Genomic DNA, 19,615 nt, shown 5'->3' on the forward strand with positions numbered 1-19,615 from the left:
CTCAGGCGACGCTGCGATTGCCGCCGTTCCGGCCCTTGATGGCGGCCAGCGCCTCCGGGCGGCCGAACAGGAAGCCCTGGGCACGATGAGCGCCGAGGAGTTGGACGGCGATGCGCTGCTGCTCCGTCTCGATGCCTTCGACGACGACGCTCATCTGGAGACGGCGCGCCAATTGGCAGACGGCCTCGATGACGGCCTTGGAGGCCTCGTTGGTATGAACTTCGCGCGCGAAACTCTGATCGATCTTCACCTGCGCGAACGGGTAGGTCGAGAGATAGGCGAGTGACGAGTAGCCGGTGCCGAAATCGTCGAGCGCGAAGGTGACGCCCAGCGCCCGCAATTCGTCGAGGACCGAAAGCGCCAGCTTTTCGTCTTCGATCAGCAGCGATTCCGTGACCTCGAGCATCAGCCGGCGCGATTCGAGGTGCGAGGCGAGGAGCGCTGCCTTGACCGTCTCGACGATCCGGCGCGGTTCGCGGAACTGCAGCGGCGAGACGTTGACGGAGACGCTGATGCCGGGCTCCCAGCCAGCGGCATCGCGGCAGGCCTGGCGGATCGCCCAGTCGCCCATGCTGGCGATCAGGCCGGATTGCTCGGCGATCGGGATGAAGACGCTCGGCGGCACCATGCCGCGGGTGGGATGGCGCCAGCGCATCAGCGCCTCGCGCGACACGATCTCCTGGGTCTTCAGGTCGATGATCGGCTGATAATAGAGCTCGAGCGTGCCGTCGGTGCAGGCCTTGCGCAGATCGATTTCGATCTCGTGCCGCTCCGTCATCTCCTCGGCCATGGCCGGGTTGAAGAACATCAGCGTGTTCCGGCCGGCGGATTTCGCCTTGTACAGGGCGGTATCGGCATGGCGCAGCAGGTCGGCCGGATTGGCGCCGTCTAGGGGCGCGATCGCGATGCCGATGCTGGCGGTCACATAGACGGTCTTGCCTTCGACGTCGAAGGCCCGCGTCATCACGTCGATCATGCGCTGGGCGATCGCGGTGACCACGACATGGTCGGCGGACGGCAGGATCAGCAGGAATTCGTCGCCGCCGAAGCGGGCAAGCAGATCATTGCTGCGGATCGCGCTGCGCAGGCGGCTAGCGGTCTCCATCAGCACATGGTCGCCGATATCGTGCCCGAGGCTGTCATTGACCTGCTTGAAGCCGTCGAGATCGAGATAGAGCAGCGCGAAGCCCTCGCCCGTCCGTTCCAGCTTGGCGAAGGTTTCCGTGATCTGGGTGGTGTATTCGAAGCGGTTCGCCAGCCCCGTCAATTCGTCGAAGCGCGCCATCTGCTCGATGCGCGCCTCGGTGGCCTTGCGCTGGGTCGCGTCCTCCGTGAGCATCAGGATGCCGCCCTCGGCGGCGGGCGCGAGCGTCACGACCAGCACGAGCCCGCCGCGCGTTACCACCTCGCGGCTTGTGGCCTGCTGCGTTGTCTGTACCTCCGTCAGCGCCGTGCGGATGTCGCGCAGCTGCTCCTGGCTGATCACCTGTCTCTCGACCAGGAAGCGTGCGATCGCCGTCAGCGGTGTACCGGGCAGGGCGAGGGTCTCAGGCAGGCCGTAGAGCGTGCTGTGGGGCGCATTGCTCACCGCAAGCTTGAGGCTGCGGTCGAACATCGCCAGCCCGTCGATCATCGTATTGAGCGCGGCGTCCAGCGTCAGGTTCTGCGAGTGCAGCGCGGAGGCGAGCGCCTTCGACTGCTTGTTGGCGTCGCTGAGCGCGAGCAGATTGCGGTGCAGCGAGTTGGTGATCGCGATATTGGCCGCCACGTAGAGGAAGGCGAAATAGCCGATATAGCGGTAATAGGGATTTTGCGCGGCGATCAGACCGATCGCCATCGGGATGCAGAACATCAGGAGCTGCACCGCGACGAATTTCGGCCGTCCGGCATTACGTGCGACATAGCCCGAGGCCAGCGCGATGGTCGAGGCGACCGAGGTGATATGCGCGGCGGCGTCGTCCGTCTGCACCAGCGCGACATAGCAGCTGTAGCCGAGCACGGCGCTGAAGATGGTTGCGCCCAGGAAATAGTCGCGGTCCCAACGGCGGGTCTGCGCGTAGGTATCTTGCGCGTGGTTGCGCCGCCGGTAGGCGATCACCGTCACGATGCGCAGGATCACGATGAGCGTCACCAGGATGGTGAGGCTCATGAAGATGTCCATGCCGGTCGAGACCCAGCACAGGAACGGTGTCAGGATGCCGGCGATGCCGCCGGGGATGATCGAGGCCGGCGACGAGAACAGCGAACTGACCAGCAGCGTATAGCCGGTCAGGTCGATGGTTTCGCCCTGCTCGCGCCCGCCAGCCGCCATCAGTCGCTTGAACGCGCCTGCCATCTACTCCTGCCTTTGCCGCCCCACGCGGCGCGATGCGCGCAATCCGCACGTCGCGCATCATGCCAGGGGGTTGTACGGGAGCAGAGGTAAATGCTTCGTGTGGTTTTCCGGGAGCGTTGCTTGGCACAGGTCGCAAAGGCTGCCGGAGGGCGGAGTGCCGCCTCCGGCCTTTTGCGTCAAACCGGGGCCAGATGGCGCTGGTAGACGCGCGCCAGCATCCGGTCCTGCGTCTGGGCGATGCGCTGCAGCTTCGAGATAGCGCTCGGGCTGAGGCGGAGCATGCAATCCGTCCAGATCTGGCCGAGATGGCCGAGTTCTTCCCGCAGATCGCCATGGCGGCGGTTGAAGGCCGAGAACAGGGCGGTCTTCGCGGCATGGATCGGCAGGGAGTCGGCGCAATACTTGCGGATCCAGTCTTCGCCCGTGCCGGTCGGTACAACGGCTTCGAGGCCGCCGGCCGCCATGAATTCCTGCGCACTCATCTCCTCGCCCGAGAGCAGCATCTGCTCGGCTGCGCGCTGACCCATGCGCCGCGACAGGATCGCGACGGCCGTGATCGGGAAGTGGTTGAACTTGATCTCCGGGTAGACGAACGAGGCCTGTTCCTCGGCGATCATGACGTTGCACGAGCGCGGCGCATCAATGCCGCCGCCGATCGCCTTGGCATGGATCGTCGAGAGCGTGACCACGAGCCCGTTGAGGCCGCCTGAGTTCCAGATCGCGCCTTCCGCCGAGAGCCGGGCGTATTCCGTCAGCGATGCGCGGTCGTTCTTGGCCAGGCAGTCCAGATAGAAATCGAGATCGCCGCCGAGCGTGAAGAACGGCCCGGCGCCGCGGAAGGCGAGGAAGCGCACCGGCGCCCGATGATACTGGTCCGGCGCGCCCCACAACGCGACGATCGCGCTCTGGATCTTCACCAGGCTGTCGAGCAGCTGCAGCGTGAAGACGGGCTTCAGCTCCGGCCGGATCGTGACCCAGAGCGTCTTGATCTCCGGCTCATAGGCGATCTCCACCTCCGGCAGGAAGCCCGCCTTGTAGCGGATCGCATCGATGACCTCGCAGCTCTCCAGCAAGGTCGGCGCGAGGCTCCCGGCTCTGGTCTTCAAGGACTGCAACATGACGCTACCCCACAAACTCCTTGATGCCGGCAGCCTAAACGAGCTTAACGAAGTGTAAACGAGTTCTCGTGGAAATGGTTAATAGCATTAAGGATTTTTGCTTTACCATGCGTCATGCGGGGCGTTCGTCGCTGCCCATGGCCCGGGGCAAGGCAAGAGCCGCACCTCCGGGCGTTGAACGAAAATTTCGCGCGATGGCTCGACCTGTGAAACAAACCGTCGATGTTGCGACCTGCGGGGGAAGGATCGTTTCCGGGCCCGGAAACAGGATCCGCACTGGCTCGCTCTGGCACGATGCCGGCCCATCCTGGGGCAGGTGGCGCGGGCCACCGCGGCGCTTGTCCGCCGGCGTCTGCGAGTCTAACGATACCGCCGCGAATTCGCCGCGTTCCCGCGTTCAAACACCCATCCAGAGCTGATGCCGTGACCCGCCAGACAGCCGAAGACGAGAAGCAGGCGCGCCTTGCCGCTGCGCTCCGCGAGAACCTGAAGCGCCGCAAGGCGCAGGCTCGTGCTCGTCGCTCGGACGAGGCGCAAACGCGTGAGCCGGAGCCGCCCTCTCAGGCCGACACCTCCCGGACCTGAATTTCCTCATTCCCCATGCGCCGCCGGCTTTGTGCCCGGCCGGCCGAGCAGGACCCGACGATGGACAAGATCCGCATCACCGGCGGCCAGCGCCTCAATGGCGCCATTCCGATTTCCGGCGCGAAGAACGCCGCCTTGCCGCTGATGATCGCCAGCCTGCTCACCGACGAGACGTTGACCTTGACCAACGTCCCGCGTCTCTCGGACGTGACCGCGCTCTCGCGCATCCTGTCCAACCAGGGCGTCGACCGCACCGTAGCCGGCAAGCGCATCGGGCAGTCGGCCGAAACCGGCCAGACCATCTCGCTGACGGCGCGCCAGATCGTCGACACATGCGCGCCCTATGAGCTGGTTTCGACCATGCGGGCGAGCTTCTGGGTGATCGCGCCGATCCTGGCCCGCATGGGCGAGGCCAAGGTCTCATTGCCCGGCGGCTGCGCCATCGGCACGCGCCCGGTCGACCTCCTGCTCATGGCGCTGGAGAAGCTCGGTGCCGAGATCACCATCGAGAACGGCTATGCGCTGGCGCGGGCGCCCAAGGGCCTCAAGGGCGGGGAGATCGTCTTCCCGAAGGTCACGGTCGGTGGCACCCATACCGCGCTGATGGCTGCCGTGCTCGCCCAGGGCACCACCGTGATCGAGAACGCGGCCTGCGAGCCGGAGGTCACCGACCTCGCCGCCTGCCTCGTCAAGATGGGCGCCAAGATCGAGGGCGCCGGCACGCCGCGCATCGTGGTGACCGGCGTCGCGCGTCTCGGCGGCGCGCATCATGCCGTGCTGCCCGATCGTATCGAGGCCGGCACCTATGCCATGGCTGTCGCGATGACCGGCGGCGACGTGATGCTGGAAGGGGCGCGGCCGGAGCTGCTGCAATCGGCGCTCGACGTGCTGACCAGGGCCGGCGTCGAGATCGACTCGACCAATGAAGGCATCCGCGTGCGCCGCAACGGCCGCGGTATCGAGGCGGTCGATGTCGATACCGACCCTTTCCCGGGCTTCCCGACCGACCTGCAGGCGCAGTTCATGGCGCTGATGACCCGGGCGAAGGGTACCTCGCGCATCCGCGAAACCATCTTCGAGAACCGCTTCATGCATGTGCAGGAGCTCGCCCGCCTCGGTGCGAAGATCCGGCTGGACGGCGATGTCGCCCATGTCGAGGGCGTCGAGAAGCTGACCGGCGCGCCGGTGATGGCGACCGATCTGCGCGCCTCGGTCTCGCTGGTGATCGGCGGTCTCGCTGCCGAGGGCGACACCACGATCAACCGCGTCTACCATCTCGACCGCGGCTTCGAGGCGCTGGAAGCCAAGCTCGGCCGCTGCGGCGCGCTGGTGGAACGTATCAGCAGCTGATTCGCGGCTCTTGGCTGCGGGACTGTTGATTTTCTCGAGGCGGCTCGTCAGAACAAAACCATGTCAGACGATGCCGCCGATCCCCTGAAGCTCATCGCACTCGATGCGGATGATCTCGCGGTTGTCTCAGCCCATCTTCAGGATGCGGTGCTGAAGGCGGCCGATCTCGTCTATCTACCGCGCGAGCAGCGTTTCGCGCTCGCGCTGCGCCGCTTCGACTGGGAAGGCGCGCAGCATGGTCAGCGCCGGCGCCGCCTGACGGCGCTACATTTCGACCGCGTCCAGTCCGTGCGCAGCGCCAAGCTCAATAAGAGCGACCCCGACAAGGTCCTGAACCTGCTTGCCGTCACATTCGATCAGGGCGAGGAGCCGGCGGGCGACGTCATCTTGCATTTCTCGGAGGGGGCGGCGATCCGCCTCTCGGTCGAATGCGTCGAGGCGCAGATGAAGGATCTCGGCCCTGTCTGGGAAGCTGTGGCGACGCCCGGCCATCCCGGCGGCGCCTGAGCCTCCGAACAGCTTTCTCGACGATACCCAAGGACAAGCGATGCCGATCAGGCTCGACGACAGGGATGCCGGCTTCGCCGCAGGCTTCGCGGCCCTGCTTTCCGCCAAGCGCGAGGTTTCCGAGGAGGTCGATCGCATTGCAGCCGACATCATCGCCGATGTCCGCGCGAAGGGCGATGCGGCGCTGATCGACTACACCTCCCGCTTCGACGCGCTCGACTTGACGCCTGAGACCCTGCGCGTGTCCGAGGCCGAGATCGGCGCGGCCGTCGCCGCCTGCTCGCCGGAATTGCTGGCGGCGCTGGAGACGGCGCGCGAGCGCATCGAGGCCTATCACCGCCGCCAGAAGCCGGCCGATTCCTGGGTCGAGGATGCGGCCGGTGTCGGCGCCGGCTGGCGCTGGAGCGCGATCGAGGCGGTCGGGCTCTATGTTCCCGGCGGCACGGCGAGCTACCCGTCCTCGGTGCTGATGAATGCCATCCCCGCCAAGGTCGCCGGCGTGCCGCGCATCGTCATGGTCGCGCCGACGCCACGCGGCGAGACCAATCCGCTCGTGCTAGCTGCAGCCCGGCTCGCCGGCGTCGACGAGGTCTACCGGATCGGCGGCGCGCAGGCCGTCGCCGCTCTCGCCTATGGCACGGCCGCGATCGCGCCGGTCGCAAAGATCGTCGGCCCCGGCAATGCCTATGTCGCCGCCGCCAAGCGCCGCGTCTTCGGCCAGGTCGGTATCGACATGATCGCCGGTCCCTCCGAGGTGCTGGTGATCGCCGACCGCAGCGCCAATCCCGACTGGATCGCCGCCGACCTGCTGGCCCAGGCCGAGCATGACGTCTCCGCCCAGTCGATCCTGATGACCGACGATGCCGCGCTCGCCGCAGAGGTCGAGAAGGCGGTCGCGGCCCAGCTCGCGACGCTGCCGCGGGCGGAGATCGCCGGCCAGAGCTGGCAGGAATTCGGCGCGATCCTGCTCGTCGCCGATCTCGATGCCGCCGTGCCGCTGGTCGATCGGCTCGCGCCCGAGCATCTCGAGATCATGACGGCCGATCCGGAGCGGCTCGCCGGGCTGATCCGCAATGCCGGGGCGATCTTCCTCGGGGGCCATACGCCGGAGGCGATCGGCGATTATGTCGGCGGCCCCAACCACGTCCTGCCGACGGCGCGCTCGGCTCGGTTCTCATCCGGCCTCGGTGTCGGCGATTTCATGAAGCGGACCTCGCTTCTGAAATGCGGCCCCGAGGGCCTGCGCGTCCTCGCCTCCGCCGCGACGCAATTGGCGGAAGCGGAGGGCTTGCAGGCGCACGGCCGATCCGTGACGATCAGGCTCAATCTCTGAGCGTCGCCGGGCAGGCGGCGCCATGGCCGGAGGAGCGATGTCCGACGTCTCGACTGCCACCAACCAGCGTCTGGTCGGCCTGACCCTCGACGAGAATTCCCTCGGCCGCGGCACGCCCGACCAGGAGCACGAGCGCGCCGTCGCGATCTACGACCTGATCGAGCGCAACAGCTTCGTCATTCCCGAGCATGATGGCGGGCCATATCTCGCCCATCTCGCCATGGTCGAGCGGCGTCTCGTTTTCGAGATCAAGGCGGCGGACGGCGCGCCTGTCGTGACACATCATCTCTCGCTCAGCCCGTTCCGGCGCATCATCAAGGACTACGAGCTGGTCTGCGACAGCTATTACGCGGCGATCCGGACCTCGACACCGGCACAGATCGAGGCGATCGACATGGGCCGGCGCGGCCTGCACGACGAGGCCGCCGGTATCCTGGCCGAGCGGCTGGCCAACAAGGTCGAGGTCGATTTCGATACGGCCCGCCGGCTCTTCACGCTGATCTACGCCCTGCACTGGAAGGGCTGACGCGCTTGGAGCCGCCGCGCAAGGTACAAAGCGTGCTCTTCATGTGCGCGATGAATGCCGTGCGCTCGCCGATGGCCGAGGCCCTGGCCAAGCATTTCTTCGGCAGGTCGATCTATGTCCAGTCGGCGGGCGCCCGGAAGGGCGAGGTCGATGGCTTCGTGCAGACGGTGCTGGACGAGATCGGCATCGATCTCAGCCGCCACAAGCCGAAATCGGTCGAAGAGCTGGAAGAGTGGGAAGGGCTCAATTTCGATCTGATCATCACGCTCTCGCCGGAGGCCCATCACAAGGCCCTGGACCTGACGCGGACCCACGCGGCCGAGGTGGAATACTGGCCCACCGTCGATCCCACCGTGTTCCAGGGCTCGCGCGAGCAGAAGCTCGACGCCTATCGCGATGTCCGGGACGGCCTGATCAAGCGGATCAAGCAGCGGCTGCAGAGTTAGGCATCGGCCCGAAAGCCGCGTTCCACTTTTCGGGCCAATGCTCCATCGTCATGGTCGGGCTTGTCCCGACCATCCACGTCTTTGCCGGTCGAAGGTGGCGTTCAAGACGTGGATGCTCGCCACAAGGGCGAGCATGACGGCGTGGTCTCCAGCATTGATGTCCCGGCATCGTTTACCGCACCAGCACGGCCCCGCCGCAGCGCACGCCGGTGACCCAGCTATCCGCCTGGCCGAGCCCGATGCCGAGCGTGCCGAGCACACCGTTCAGGATCTGGTCGAGCGGCGTCGCGGCGCCGGCGATGATGCCGCTGACCAGCCCGTCCAGTCCGGGCAGCCCAAGGCCGAGCCCCAGGGCTTCCACTCGCAGCTCCAGGTCGCCGACGAGCCTGCCGAGCAGCGTCGCGACGAAATTCTGGGTCGAGGTGGTCTTCTTGTCGCCGCGCTGGATCTCCGGATAGCTGAAGCTGATCGTGGCTTCCGAAAGATTGGTCATCGTCACATGGGCGCGGCCGCTGACCTTGGCGAGCCCGGCGACGTTCAGAAGCGTCGCGGCAGGCGGATTCGGCGCCGTGCTGAAATTGTTGAACTCCGCCATCGAGACTTGCCCGATCCAGGCGTCGACCAGGGCCGGCGTCAGGCCGAGCGTGACGCGCGACGTCGAGACGTCGCCTGGCGCGCATTGGATGCCGTTGAGCCGGGCCGTCGCGGCGGCGAGTTCGAGATAAACAGGCACCCGGACCAGCGAGGCCGCGCCCGTACCGACGAGGTCGACAGTGAGCAGGAGCCGCGTCTGAGCGGTATGGACGCTGGTGGCCGTGCGGCCGACGCGCATCAGGCTGGTGCCGACCGGCCGCTCGCCGATGCCGAGCTTCAACGAGGCGGCGGCGATGCCGGGCAGATTGAGGTTGAGGCCGACATCGATCTGGCGATTGACGTTGGCGATCTGGGCGACCGCCGAGACGATGTCGAGCGCCGAGAGCGAAGCCGCAAGCGGTTTGGGGCCCGAGAGCGGCTTCTCGCCTGCAGGCCCGAAAGAGATGAGGGAGGCGAGATTGACCGGCAGGTTGCTCACGGATGTGGTGGCGATCCGGCCGAGCGCCGCGGTCGCGGTGCTGCTGCGGGCGTCGTTGTCGCGCGAGGCGTCGACCACGGCCGCCAGCACGTCGCCGAGACGGGCATCGGCCTTGAGGACATCGTCATAAGTCGCTGCCGTCAGGTTGAGGCGGATGGCGAGGCGCTTCGCGAAATCGAACAGGTCGACGCGGGCCTTGATCAGCGCATCGTAATCCATGACGGAGAGCGAGACGTTGCCGCCCAGCAATCCGCCGAGCAGGCTGTTGAGCAGCCCGCCATCCAGCTTGAGCAGGCGCGAGCCGACAGCGAACGAGGCCTGGGCATCTTGAACGGCAATGGCGCTGGAATCGATCGGCAGGTCGCCGCTGGTGCTGGCCAGGGTCGATACGCCTCCAGCGGAGCCGGGAGCCGACCCTTGCGTCTGCAGGGCGCTTGCCGATGACGTCAGGACCCGCCCGAGCAGCAGCGGTGCGGTGGTCTGCATATTGATCCTGACGGCGTTCGCGGTCGTGGCTGGGCTCGGCACGAAGCGGGCCTCCGGTGTCCGCTTCGGGTCGGGGGTATAGATGCCGGTCTGCAACGCCTGGATCGTGCCGCCGGAAAAGCCGTTCAGTGTTGCGCTGGACTGGGCGGCGGCGAGCGCCCGCGGCAGGTCGCTCGCCGCCGCGAGGGCGGCGAGGTCGTTGGCGGTCTGCAGCCTGCGCTTCTCGTAGAAGAAATTGCCGACGTCGACAGCCATCGCCCCGAAGCCGAACAGCATGGTCGCGGAGATCGCGAAGAGGATCGCGGTGCCACCCTTCTGGTCGCCCGCGAAGTTCCTGAGCCCGAGCATGGATGCCTCCGCTGGCATGAGATCCTCAAAAAAGCGCTCAGTATCCGCCGCGCTGGACGATGGCCCTGCGCTCAATCATCGGTTGCGGAAGCGAAACCAGCCGGCTGAGATTGTCATAGACCGAGCCGCTCATGTCATAGGCGACCGCGACCTCGAAACTCTGTAATTGCGGGCCGGTCTTGCCGGTGCGAACCCTGACCTTCTCCGGATCGATGAACGCGTAGGAGCCGGCATGGGCCGCGACGAAATCGCGGGCGATCTGGGATCGCTCGGTGTCGCTCAAGCCCGATACGGACGAGCGGGCCGCTTCGGCAGCGATCTGCTGGATGCTGTGGTAGATGCCGAAGACGTAGCCGTAGCCCATGATGCCGACAAGAAGCAGCAGCAGGACCGGCGCGACGAAGGCGAACTCGATGGCGGTCGTTGCGCGCTGGTCTCGGAAGTAGCGGGGCAGGGCAGGCATCATGGCCGTTCCTTGAAAATGAATACAACTAAAAGTTGTAAAACTCCCCCGTTGATGAAAGGTAAACACCCGTCCGGACGAACGATCACCCTTCAACCCAGGTGAACGGCTTAAGTAAAATTTTACGCCGGCGGGTTTGCTTCGCCTTCACGTCGCCGTCGCTTCGAGACATTTCCCGCCAATGCCTTCGACATCTCCTGCGGAAACGGGTGCAGCTCGCGTCGAGCGGTTGTCGCCTGCCGGTGGCTTCGTCGTCGGGCTGGTGTGTCTGCTGGTCAGCCTCGGGGCGCTCGTGAGCCTGCCGCGGGCGGCCGACGGCAGCGTGCCGGTCGCCATCGTCTTCCCGCCCTGGACCGATGGCGCCGAGGCGATCGCTCGCAGCTTCGCCGCCGGCCATCGCGTCCTGCGCAGTGGCCGCTTCTCCGCCATCGTCGTGGTGGCGCCGACGCCGGGCGGACAGGCACCGTCATTGCCCCAAGGAGCGTGGTTCTCCCTTGTCCTCGCAGGCCTGGCCGGATGCCTCGACATCCCCGGCCAAACGGAAAAACTGTCATGATCTGGTCCCTGTCGGCGGTCCGCAACAGGGTCGCGCAGGCTCTGCTTGCGCTTGGGCTGCTCCATGTGCCGCTGCTTGCGCTTGCCTTCTGGGCCAATGAGAGCTCTGGCTTCGTTCCGGTTCTCATGGCTGCGATGGCCGCCCTCGCGGCCGTATTGTCCTACCGTCTGGCCGGCCCGGCCATCGTGACCCAACTCGTCATCGCGGCCGTCCTGATCGGGCAGGTCTCGATTCTGGTGTTCAGCTTTGCCGGCCATGCCTGGCAGCCGGACATCCACATGTACTATTTCGCGGTGCTGGCTCTGCTGGCCGGCTTCTGCGACTGGCGGCCGATCCTGATGGGCGCCGTGCTCACGGCCGCGCATCATCTGGTTCTGCAATATGTGCTGCCGGCGGCGGTCTTCTACCAGGGCGGCAATCTGTGGCGCGTGTTGCTCCATGCGGTGATCGTCATCATCGAGACGTCTTTCCTTGCGGTCTTCGCCGTGGTGCTGCAGCGCATGTTCGCGGTGAACGAGCAGAGCCTCGCGCGGGCGCAGGAAGTTGCCGAGCGTGAGCGTGTCGCCGGCGAAAAGGAGCGCAACCTCGCCGAGGAGCTCGGGCGCCGCGCCGAGATGCTGCGCGATGTCGTCGCTGGATTCCGCGCCCAGATGGAGCAGGCCATGGCCGTGCTCGACAACTCCGCCGCAGCGATGAAGACCGAAGCCGGTGCGCTGACGGAAACTTCAGACCGTGTACGGGGCCAGACCGCGATGGTCTCCGATTCGGCCGCGGGCACGATGGACAGCATCGACCACCTCTCGGCTGCCAGCACCGAGCTTGTAGCTTCCATCGGCGAGATCGGCCGCAATGCCAGCCAGTCGGCCGATGGCTCGAAGGTGGCGGCAGAGCTCGCCCGACGCGCCAGCGCCGAGATCGAGCATCTCGCGCAGAGCAGCGAGAATGTCGGCGCTGTCGTCGAGATCATCCGGGGCATCGCCGCCCAGACCAGCATGCTGGCGCTCAATGCGACGATCGAGGCGGCCCGCGCCGGCGAGATGGGCCGCGGCTTCGCCGTCGTCGCCAGCGAGGTCAAGACGCTCTCGGCCCAGACCGCCAAGGCGACGGACGAGGTCTCGCACCAGATCGGCACGATGCAGCAGGCCTCGCAGCGCTCGCTCAAGGCGATCCGCGATATCGTCGACGCGATCGGCGAGGTCGAGAGTGTCGCCAATGCGATCGCGCTCTCCGTCGACGAACAGAGCCGCGCCACCGCCGAGATCGCCCATCAGGTCCGTTTGTCCTTCGAGGGTGCGCAACGCAGCGCCGATGTCGCCGGCGGCTTCGAGGTCATGACCCGCCAGACCCATGGCGCCGCCCAGCAATTGCAGGATGCCGCCAGCGCGCTTGCCCAGCAGGCGCAGGAGATTCGTCAGGACGTGGCGAGCTTCTGCGGCCGGGTTGCTGCCGCCTGAACCCTACCAGGAGCGACCGGGACCGACCGGCCCGATGCCGAGGAAGGTGCCGAGGCTCGCCGCAATATCGGCGAAGCTGCTGCGGCGCCCGAGCGGCTCGGTCCCGATACCGGGACCGAAGGCAAGGATCGGCACATGCTCGCGCGTGTGGTCGGTGCCGGGCCAGCTCGGGTCATTGCCGTGGTCGGCGGTGACGACGGCGATGTCGCCCGGCCTCAGCGCGGCCTCGATATGCGGCAGGCGGCGGTCGAAAGCCTCCAGCGCCGCAGCATAGCCGGGAATGTCGCGCCGGTGGCCGAATTCGGTGTCGAAATCGACGAGGTTGACGAAGCAGAACCCGCCATCCGGCAGGCCATCCCAGGCCTCCAGCGCCGCATCGAGCATCGCGGCATTGCCGAAGGGCTTGATCTCGGTGCCCGTCGCGCGATGGGCGAAGATGTCGCCGATCTTGCCGACAGTCACGACCGAGCGTCCTTGCGCGATCAGCCGGTCGAGGATCGTCTCGTCCGGTGGTGGTATCGCGAAATCCTTGCGGTTGGCGGTGCGGGTGAAGCCTTCCTCCGGAGAGCCCACGAAGGGTCGCGCGATCACGCGGCCGATCCTGAGGGGATCGACGAGGCCGCGCACGATCTTGCAGAGGGCATAGAGCCGGTCCAGTCCGAAATGCTCCTCATGCGCCGCGATCTGCAGCACGGAATCGACCGAAGTGTAGCAGATCGGCTTGCCCGTCCGGATATGCTCCGGCCCGAGTTCGTCGATGATCACGGTGCCCGAGGCATGCTTGTTGCCGAGGATGCCGGGCAGGGCGCCTTCCTTGACGATGCCGGCGACGAGCTCGGGCGGGAAGGCGTTCTCGAGATCGGTGAAATAGCCCCACTGGAACGGCACCGGGCAACCGGCGATCTCCCAATGACCGGACGGCGTGTCCTTGCCTTGGCTCACCTCGACGCCATAGCCCCAACGCCCCTCCGGCTGGGCCGGCTTCTTGGCGCCGGCGAGCGGCCGGCCGGTCGAAATCTCGCAGGCATGGGCAAGGCCTAGCCGTACCAGGTTCGGCAGTTCCAATGGTCCGCTGCGCAGGCCTGCGCGGTCGCCGCGTCCATCGGCGCACGCTTCCGCGATATGGCCGAGCGTGTCGGAGCCGGCATCGCCATAGGCGGCTGCATCGGCTGCTCCGCCGCAGCCGACCGAGTCCAGAACGATGAGCAGCGCGCGCGCCATGTTCAGTCCCTCACAGCAGTGGAACTGGCGGTATCGAGATTGAGGGCGGCCGCCAGCAGCGCCTGCGTATAGGCCTCCCGCGGCTGGGCGAAGATCGTCTCCGCCGGGCCTTCCTCGACCACCTTGCCGTTCTGCATCACGATCACCCGATGCGACAGCGCCCTGACGACCTTGAGGTCGTGGCTGATGAAGAGATAGCCGAGCTTACGCTTGCTTTGCAGCCCGCGCAGCAATTCGACGATCTGCGCCTGCACGGACATGTCGAGTGCCGAGGTCGGCTCGTCCAGCACCACGAATTTCGGATCGAGCGCCATGGCGCGCGCGATCGCAATGCGCTGGCGCTGGCCGCCCGAGAACTCGTGCGGGTAGCGATCCATCGCCGCCGGATCGAGGCCCACATCGGCGAGCGCCTGCGCCACGATCTCGCGACGTTGCTGATAGGTCAGGTTCGGCTGCTGGATGGCAAGCCCCTCGGCCACGATCTCGGCCACCGACATGCGCGGCGAGAGCGAACCATAAGGGTCCTGGAAGACGACCTGCAAATCCTTGCGCTTCGGCCGGACCTGCTTGCTGGACAAGCCGTCGATCCGGTCGCCGAGGAAGACGATCGGCCCCTCCGAGGAGATCAGCCTGAGGATGGCGAGGCCGAGCGTCGTCTTGCCCGAGCCGGACTCGCCGACGACGCCGAGTGTCTCGCCCTCGCGTACCTTCACCGAGATGCCGTCCACGGCCTTCACATGACCGCTGACGCGGCGCAGCAAGCCGGATTTGATCGGGAACCAGACCTTGACCGGTCCCGCCTCCAGCAGCGTTGCCGCGTCGCTCGGCACGGGGGAGGGGCGGCCCTTCGGCTCCGCTGCAAGCAGGCGCTTGGTATACTCGTGCTGCGGGTTGGCGAAAATCTCGGCCACGGGACCATGCTCGACGACCTTGCCCTTCAGCATGACGCAGACCCGGTCGGCGATGCGCCGGACTATGCCGAGGTCATGGGTGATGAACAGCATGGCCATGCCGAGCCGGCCTTGCAGCTCCTTCAGCAGCTTGAGGATCTGCGCCTGCACGGTGACGTCGAGCGCCGTGGTCGGCTCGTCGGCGACCAGCAGTTCCGGCTCGTTGGCGAGCGCCATCGCGATCATCACGCGCTGGCGCTGCCCGCCCGAGAGCTGGTGCGGATAGGCGTCGAGCCGGCTCGCGGCATCATGGATGCCGACAAGGTCGAGCAGCTCCAGCGTGCGCGCGCGCGCCTTCTCGCCGCGCAGGCCCTTGTGCAGTTCGAGGATCTCGCCGATCTGCCGCTCGATCGTATGGAGCGGGTTGAGCGAGGTCATCGGCTCCTGGAACACCATGGTGATGTCGTTGCCGCGCACCTTTCGCATCGCGTCCTCGTCGGCCGCGATCAGGTCCTGCCCGTTGAACAGGATCTTGCCGGAGGGGTGATGCGCCGCCGGATAGTTCAAGAGCTTCAGGATCGACAGGGCCGAGACCGACTTGCCCGAGCCGGATTCGCCGACCAGCGCCAGCGTCTCGCCCTTGGCGATCGAGAAGGAAACATGGTCGACGGCGAGCGTCTCTCGCCCGCCCTGGCGAAAGGCAACCGAGAGGTCTTCGACGGAAAGCAGCGGCGCGCTCATGCGAAGGTCTTCCGCGGGTCGAAGGCGTCGCGCACGGCCTCGCCGATGAAGATCAGCAGCGACAGCATCAGGGCGATCACGATGAAGCCGGAGAGGCCGAGCCAGGGCGCCTGAAGGTTCGACTTCCCCTGCGCCAGCAACTCGCCGAGCGAGGGCGAGCCCGGGGGCAGGCCGAAGCCAAGGAAATCGAGCGAGGTCAGCGTGGTGATCGAGCCGTTCAGGATGAAGGGCAGGAAGGTCAGCGTCGCGACCATCGCGTTGGGCAGCAGATGCCGGATCATGATCGTGCGGTTGGAGAGGCCGAGCGCGCGGGCCGCCCGGACATATTCGAAATTGCGCGCCCGCAGGAACTCGGCGCGGACGACACCGACCAGCGCGACCCAGGAGAACAGCAGGAGGATGCCGAGCAGTACGAAGAAGCCGGGCGTGATGATCGCCGCGACGATGATCAACAGATAGAGCGCGGGGATCGAGGTCCAGATCTCGATCAGCCGCTGGAAGATCAGGTCGGTCCAGCCGCCGAAATAGCCCTGGATGGCGCCGGCCGCGATGCCGATCACCGAGGAAAAGGCGCAAAGGATCAGCCCGAACAGCACGGAGATGCGGAAGCCGTAGATCAGGCGCGCGACCACGTCGCGGCCCTGGTCGTCGGTGCCGAGCCAGTTCCATTCGAGATCGCGGCAGGTCGATCCGCCGGTGCGCTCTGCGATCGTCTTGCACTGCTCATCCTTGAGCATCCAGGTCGGCGGGGCAGGGGCCGGCACCGGCAGGTCGAGATTATGCGTGCGGTAGGAGTAGCGGATCGGCGGCCAGATCGCGAAGCCGTTGGCGGCGATCTCCTTGGCGATGACCGGGTCGCGATAATCGGTGGTGGCGAGGAAGCCGCCGAACTTCTCTTCCGGGTAGTTCACCGCGACCGGGAACAGCCACTCGTCCTTGTAGCGCACGACGAGCGGCCGGTCGTTGGCGATGAACTCGGCGAAGAGCGAGAGCACGAACAGCGCGAGGAAGAGCCAGAGCGACCACCAGCCGCGCTTGTTGGCCTTGAAGTTGTTGAGCCGGCGCCGGTTGATCGGCGAGAGCTTGAGCCAGCCTTGCTTGGCCTCGGCCGGCGCGAGCGGGATATCGCTGCGCAGGGCCGGCGGGGGAACGTCGATCAGCGTGTCGCTCATGCTCACGCCTCCCGGCTCTCGAAATCGATGCGGGGATCGACCCAGCTATAGGTCAGGTCGGTGATCAGGTGCACGACGAGGCCGATCAGCGAGAAGATGTAGAGATTGGCGAAGACCACGGGGTAGTCGCGGTTGACGATCGCCTCGAAGGAGAGGAGGCCAAGCCCGTCGAGCGAAAAGATCGTCTCGATCAGCAGCGAGCCCGCGAAGAGCGCGTGGACGAAGGCGCCGGGGAAACCGGCGATGACGATCAACATCGCGTTGCGGAAGACATGGCCGTAGAGCACGCGCCGTTCGCTCAGGCCCTTCATTCGGGCCGTCAGCACGTATTGCTTGCGGATCTCGTCGAGGAAGGAGTTCTTGGTCAGCAGCGTCGAGGTGGCGAAGGCGCCGAGCGCCATGGCGAGCACCGGCAGCGCGATATGCCAGAGATAGTCCTTGGCTTTCCCGAAGAGGCTGAGCTCGGCCCAGTTGTCGGAGGTCAGGCCGCGTAGCGGGAAGATCTGCCAGAACGAGCCACCGGCGAAGAGCACGATCAGCAGGATCGCGAACAGGAAGCTCGGGATGGCATAGCCGACGATGACCACCGCGCTCGTCCAGGTATCGAAGCGCGAGCCCTCCTTCATCGCCTTGCGGATGCCGAGCGGGATCGAGATCGCATAGGAGATCAGCGTCATCCACAGGCCGAGCGTGATCGAGACCGGCAGCTTCTCCTTGATGAGTTGAAGAACCGGCGCGTCGCGGAAATAGGAGCGGCCGAAGTCGAAGCGGGCGTAATCGCCGAGCATCTTCAGGAAGCGCTCATGCGCCGGCTTGTCGAAACCGAACTGCTTTTCCAGCTCCTTGATGAAGGCGGGGTCGAGCCCCTGCGCACCACGATAGGCCGAGCCGTCGCTTTGCGCTCCGGCATCGCCGCCCTGGCCGCCGCCGACGCGGTCGGACGCGCCGCTATTGGGGTTCTGGAGCTGCGAGATCACGCGCTCGACCGGCCCGCCCGGCGCGAACTGCACGATGACGAAGGAAACGAGCAGGATGCCGAACAGGGTCGGCACCATCAGCGCGAGGCGCCGGGCGATATAGCTCAGCATGCCCGGGTCACGCCTTTCCGATCCGCTTGGCCTTCTCGGCGTCGTACCACCAGATGCCCGGCGCGCCGGAGGAGTATTTCGGCTTGGTCGCCGGCCGGTCGTACATGTCCCAATAGGCCAGCCATTCCTCGTCGTTCCACCACATCGGAATCCAGTAGCGCCCGGCCCGGAGCAGGCGGTCAAGGCATTTGGCGGCGACGATGCACTCGGCATAGGTCTTGGCCTGGCCGATGGTCTCGATCATCGCGTCGATGGCCGGGTCGCTGATCCCTGCGGCATTGCGCGAGCCCTTGGTCTTCGCGGCCTCCGAGCCATAGACGATGCGGAGCGAGTCGCTCGGGATCGCACCGCCCGAGAGCGCCCGGCTGATGATGTCGAAATCGAACTCGTCGAGGCGGCGCTGGTACTGTGCTGGGTCGACGAGGCGCGATGTCGCGTTGATGCCGAGCCGCTTGAGATTGGCCTGGAAGGGCTGGGTATGCGGCTGCAGGGCCGGGCTGGAATCGAGGAACTCGATCTCGAAAGGCTGGCCATTCGGCAGCTTCAGCACGTTGCCGTCGCGCTTGCAGCCGGCGGCGCGCAGCATCTCGTCGGCCTTGCGCAGCAGGGCGCGGTCGCTGCCCGAGCCGTCCGAGACCGGCGGCAGGAAGGGCTCGCCGAAGACCTCGTCCGGCACCTTGCCGCGCCAGGGCTCGAGCAGCTTGAGCTCTTCGGCCGTGGGCTTGCCGACCGCCTTGGAGTCCGAGTTCTCGAAATAAGAGGTCATGCGCTCGAAGGAGCCGAACATGATGGTCTTGCGCGTCCATTCGAAATCGAAGGCCAGGCCCAGCGCCTCGCGGATGCGCGGATCGGCGAATTTCTCGCGCCGGAGATTGTAAATCCAGCCCTGCGAGCCGACTGGCTCGGTCTTCGGCAGGCTCTCCTTCTTGACCTTGCCCTCGTTCACCGCAGGGAAATCGTAGCCCGTCGCCCAGATGCGCGAGGTGAATTCCTCCTGGAAGGTGATGGCGCCGGCCTTGAAGGCTTCGAACGCCACCTGCCGGTCGCGGAAATATTCCCAGCGCACCCGGTCGAAATTATTCGTGCCGATATTCACCGGCAGGTCCTTGGCCCAGTAGTCCGGAACCCGGTCGAATTCGATGAAGCGGCCCTGCTCGAAGCGCCCGACCTTGTAGGCGCCCGAGCCGAGCGGCGGTTCCAGTGTCGAGGCCCCGAAATCCCGCGTCGACCAGTACTTCTCGGAAAAGACCGGCAGGCCGGCGACGACGAGATGCAGGTCGCGCCCGCGCTTTGGCGAGAGCTTCACGACGAGGATGTCGTCGCCCTCGGCTTCCGACGAGACGAGTTCGTTGAGCAGCAGGCGATAGGAGGGATGACCCTTCGCCTTCAGGATGTTCATCGAGAAGGCGGCGTCGCGGGCCGTGATGCGAGAGCCGTCATGGAATTTCGCTTCGGGCCGCAAGCGGAAGCGGTAGGTCAGCTTGTCCGCGGAAACAGCGACGCTCTTCGCCAGCAGGCCGTAGAGCGAGCCGGGCTCGTCGCCGGAGCCGGCCATCAGGCTGTCGAAACAGGCATCCATGCCGGCCGCGCCATCACCCTGGAGGACGAAGGTGTTGAGCGTGTTGAAGGTGTCGAAGCTCTGGTTGCCGCCCGCCCGCTTGATCTGGACGGTGATGGAGCCGCCTTTCGGCGCCTTCGGGTTCACATAAGCGAAGTGCGGGAAGTCCGCGGGCAGGGCAAGTTCGCCGAAGGTCGAGAGCCCGTGCGATTCGGCATCCTGCGCCCGCGCCGTGCCGGGAAGTGCGGGCAGCGCGCCTGCGACTGTCGCGGCACCTGCGGCTTCCAGCAACCTGCGGCGTGTGATGCGCATCGCCATTGTTTCACGTCTCCATCTGATTCGCCGTTGTCCTGTGTCGCCTGCGCG

General features: G+C 66.3%; 17 protein-coding genes. 8 read left to right on the plus strand and 9 right to left on the minus strand.

From position 1 onward, the window contains the following. Position 1: 1 nt before the first annotated feature. Both Q0Q36_RS03865 and Q0Q36_RS03870 read right to left on the minus strand, forming a co-directional pair. Positions 2-2,335: an EAL domain-containing protein gene (locus tag Q0Q36_RS03865; RefSeq protein ID WP_293795661.1), complete on the minus strand. Its 2,334-nt coding sequence runs from the start codon at positions 2,333-2,335 to the stop codon at positions 2-4. Positions 2,336-2,511: 176 nt separating this feature from the next. After that, positions 2,512-3,453: an enoyl-CoA hydratase-related protein gene (locus Q0Q36_RS03870; protein WP_293795664.1), complete on the minus strand. Its 942-nt coding sequence runs from the start codon at positions 3,451-3,453 to the stop codon at positions 2,512-2,514. Positions 3,454-3,876: 423 nt separating this feature from the next. Between Q0Q36_RS03870 and Q0Q36_RS03875 the strand changes: the two genes are divergently transcribed. The 6 genes from Q0Q36_RS03875 to Q0Q36_RS03900 are packed head-to-tail and all read left to right on the plus strand — an operon-like array spanning position 3,877 to position 8,200. Continuing rightward, on the plus strand, positions 3,877-4,038 hold the full coding sequence (locus Q0Q36_RS03875; protein ID WP_265058095.1) for a hypothetical protein: 162 nt from the start codon (positions 3,877-3,879) through the stop codon (positions 4,036-4,038). A gap of 60 nt (positions 4,039-4,098) precedes the next feature. After that, complete coding sequence (gene murA / locus Q0Q36_RS03880; protein WP_293795666.1) at positions 4,099-5,388, plus strand: UDP-N-acetylglucosamine 1-carboxyvinyltransferase; 1,290 nt, start codon at positions 4,099-4,101, stop codon at positions 5,386-5,388. 60 nt (positions 5,389-5,448) lie between these two features. After that, positions 5,449-5,895 carry a DUF2948 family protein gene (locus Q0Q36_RS03885; RefSeq protein WP_293795669.1) on the plus strand — a complete coding sequence of 149 codons (447 nt, stop codon included), beginning with the start codon at positions 5,449-5,451 and terminating at the stop codon, positions 5,893-5,895. A gap of 40 nt (positions 5,896-5,935) precedes the next feature. Further along, positions 5,936-7,228: a histidinol dehydrogenase gene (hisD, locus tag Q0Q36_RS03890; protein ID WP_293795671.1), complete on the plus strand. Its 1,293-nt coding sequence runs from the start codon at positions 5,936-5,938 to the stop codon at positions 7,226-7,228. Between the two features lie 37 nt (positions 7,229-7,265). After that, positions 7,266-7,754 carry a UPF0262 family protein gene (locus Q0Q36_RS03895; protein ID WP_293795673.1) on the plus strand — a complete coding sequence of 163 codons (489 nt, stop codon included), beginning with the start codon at positions 7,266-7,268 and terminating at the stop codon, positions 7,752-7,754. A 41-nt stretch (positions 7,755-7,795) separates the two neighbouring features. Continuing rightward, positions 7,796-8,200 (plus strand): low molecular weight phosphatase family protein, encoded by a 405-nt coding sequence (locus tag Q0Q36_RS03900; protein ID WP_293795801.1) that lies wholly within the window; start codon positions 7,796-7,798, stop codon positions 8,198-8,200. Between the two features lie 172 nt (positions 8,201-8,372). Here Q0Q36_RS03900 and Q0Q36_RS03905 read toward each other — a convergent pair whose 3' ends face one another. Both Q0Q36_RS03905 and Q0Q36_RS03910 read right to left on the minus strand, forming a co-directional pair. Continuing rightward, entirely contained in the window at positions 8,373-10,106 is a 1,734-nt protein-coding gene (locus Q0Q36_RS03905) for a pilus assembly protein TadG-related protein (RefSeq protein WP_293795675.1), read from the minus strand. 37 nt (positions 10,107-10,143) lie between these two features. Next, on the minus strand, positions 10,144-10,572 hold the full coding sequence (locus Q0Q36_RS03910) for a TadE/TadG family type IV pilus assembly protein (protein ID WP_293795677.1): 429 nt from the start codon (positions 10,570-10,572) through the stop codon (positions 10,144-10,146). Between the two features lie 178 nt (positions 10,573-10,750). Here Q0Q36_RS03910 and Q0Q36_RS03915 point away from each other — a divergent pair, with 178 nt between their 5' ends. Then, positions 10,751-11,125 carry a hypothetical protein gene (locus tag Q0Q36_RS03915; protein WP_293795679.1) on the plus strand — a complete coding sequence of 125 codons (375 nt, stop codon included), beginning with the start codon at positions 10,751-10,753 and terminating at the stop codon, positions 11,123-11,125. Further along, on the plus strand, positions 11,122-12,579 hold the full coding sequence (locus Q0Q36_RS03920; RefSeq protein ID WP_293795681.1) for a methyl-accepting chemotaxis protein: 1,458 nt from the start codon (positions 11,122-11,124) through the stop codon (positions 12,577-12,579). Before Q0Q36_RS03915 ends, Q0Q36_RS03920 begins: the two co-directional genes overlap by 4 nt. Positions 12,580-12,582: 3 nt before the next feature. On the opposite strand, the gene Q0Q36_RS03925 is transcribed toward Q0Q36_RS03920, so the two are convergent. The 5 genes from Q0Q36_RS03925 to Q0Q36_RS03945 are packed head-to-tail and all read right to left on the minus strand — an operon-like array spanning position 12,583 to position 19,567. Then, positions 12,583-13,800: a phosphopentomutase gene (locus Q0Q36_RS03925; protein ID WP_293795682.1), complete on the minus strand. Its 1,218-nt coding sequence runs from the start codon at positions 13,798-13,800 to the stop codon at positions 12,583-12,585. Between the two features lie 2 nt (positions 13,801-13,802). Beyond that, positions 13,803-15,431 carry an ABC transporter ATP-binding protein gene (locus tag Q0Q36_RS03930; RefSeq protein WP_293795684.1) on the minus strand — a complete coding sequence of 543 codons (1,629 nt, stop codon included), beginning with the start codon at positions 15,429-15,431 and terminating at the stop codon, positions 13,803-13,805. Then, positions 15,428-16,603: an ABC transporter permease gene (locus Q0Q36_RS03935; protein WP_293795685.1), complete on the minus strand. Its 1,176-nt coding sequence runs from the start codon at positions 16,601-16,603 to the stop codon at positions 15,428-15,430. Before Q0Q36_RS03935 ends, Q0Q36_RS03930 begins: the two co-directional genes overlap by 4 nt. Before the next feature lie 2 nt (positions 16,604-16,605). Continuing rightward, positions 16,606-17,691, minus strand: coding sequence for a microcin C ABC transporter permease YejB (locus tag Q0Q36_RS03940; protein ID WP_293795687.1), 1,086 nt, complete (start codon positions 17,689-17,691; stop codon positions 16,606-16,608). A gap of 7 nt (positions 17,692-17,698) precedes the next feature. Further along, a complete protein-coding gene (locus Q0Q36_RS03945; RefSeq protein WP_293795688.1) occupies positions 17,699-19,567 on the minus strand; it encodes an extracellular solute-binding protein in 1,869 nt (622 codons plus the stop codon). Positions 19,568-19,615: the final 48 nt, after the last annotated feature.

The sequence above is a fragment of the uncultured Allobosea sp. genome, assembly GCF_945957345.1.
Lineage (GTDB): Bacteria > Pseudomonadota > Alphaproteobacteria > Rhizobiales > Beijerinckiaceae > Allobosea.

What these genes read in the sequence shown, in the direction of transcription:
- Q0Q36_RS03865 (WP_293795661.1), bottom strand. Translation starts at nt 2,335, where the DNA reads ATGGCAGGCGCGTTCAAGCGACTGATGGCGGCTGGCGGGCGCGAGCAG.
- Q0Q36_RS03870 (WP_293795664.1), bottom strand. Translation starts at nt 3,453, where the DNA reads ATGTTGCAGTCCTTGAAGACCAGAGCCGGGAGCCTCGCGCCGACCTTG.
- murA (WP_293795666.1), top strand. Translation starts at nt 4,099, where the DNA reads ATGGACAAGATCCGCATCACCGGCGGCCAGCGCCTCAATGGCGCCATT.
- Q0Q36_RS03885 (WP_293795669.1), top strand. Translation starts at nt 5,449, where the DNA reads ATGTCAGACGATGCCGCCGATCCCCTGAAGCTCATCGCACTCGATGCG.
- hisD (WP_293795671.1), top strand. Translation starts at nt 5,936, where the DNA reads ATGCCGATCAGGCTCGACGACAGGGATGCCGGCTTCGCCGCAGGCTTC.
- Q0Q36_RS03895 (WP_293795673.1), top strand. Translation starts at nt 7,266, where the DNA reads ATGTCCGACGTCTCGACTGCCACCAACCAGCGTCTGGTCGGCCTGACC.
- Q0Q36_RS03900 (WP_293795801.1), top strand. Translation starts at nt 7,796, where the DNA reads ATGTGCGCGATGAATGCCGTGCGCTCGCCGATGGCCGAGGCCCTGGCC.
- Q0Q36_RS03905 (WP_293795675.1), bottom strand. Translation starts at nt 10,106, where the DNA reads ATGCTCGGGCTCAGGAACTTCGCGGGCGACCAGAAGGGTGGCACCGCG.
- Q0Q36_RS03910 (WP_293795677.1), bottom strand. Translation starts at nt 10,572, where the DNA reads ATGATGCCTGCCCTGCCCCGCTACTTCCGAGACCAGCGCGCAACGACC.
- Q0Q36_RS03915 (WP_293795679.1), top strand. Translation starts at nt 10,751, where the DNA reads ATGCCTTCGACATCTCCTGCGGAAACGGGTGCAGCTCGCGTCGAGCGG.
- Q0Q36_RS03920 (WP_293795681.1), top strand. Translation starts at nt 11,122, where the DNA reads ATGATCTGGTCCCTGTCGGCGGTCCGCAACAGGGTCGCGCAGGCTCTG.
- Q0Q36_RS03925 (WP_293795682.1), bottom strand. Translation starts at nt 13,800, where the DNA reads ATGGCGCGCGCGCTGCTCATCGTTCTGGACTCGGTCGGCTGCGGCGGA.
- Q0Q36_RS03930 (WP_293795684.1), bottom strand. Translation starts at nt 15,431, where the DNA reads ATGAGCGCGCCGCTGCTTTCCGTCGAAGACCTCTCGGTTGCCTTTCGC.
- Q0Q36_RS03935 (WP_293795685.1), bottom strand. Translation starts at nt 16,603, where the DNA reads ATGAGCGACACGCTGATCGACGTTCCCCCGCCGGCCCTGCGCAGCGAT.
- Q0Q36_RS03940 (WP_293795687.1), bottom strand. Translation starts at nt 17,691, where the DNA reads ATGCTGAGCTATATCGCCCGGCGCCTCGCGCTGATGGTGCCGACCCTG.
- Q0Q36_RS03945 (WP_293795688.1), bottom strand. Translation starts at nt 19,567, where the DNA reads ATGGCGATGCGCATCACACGCCGCAGGTTGCTGGAAGCCGCAGGTGCC.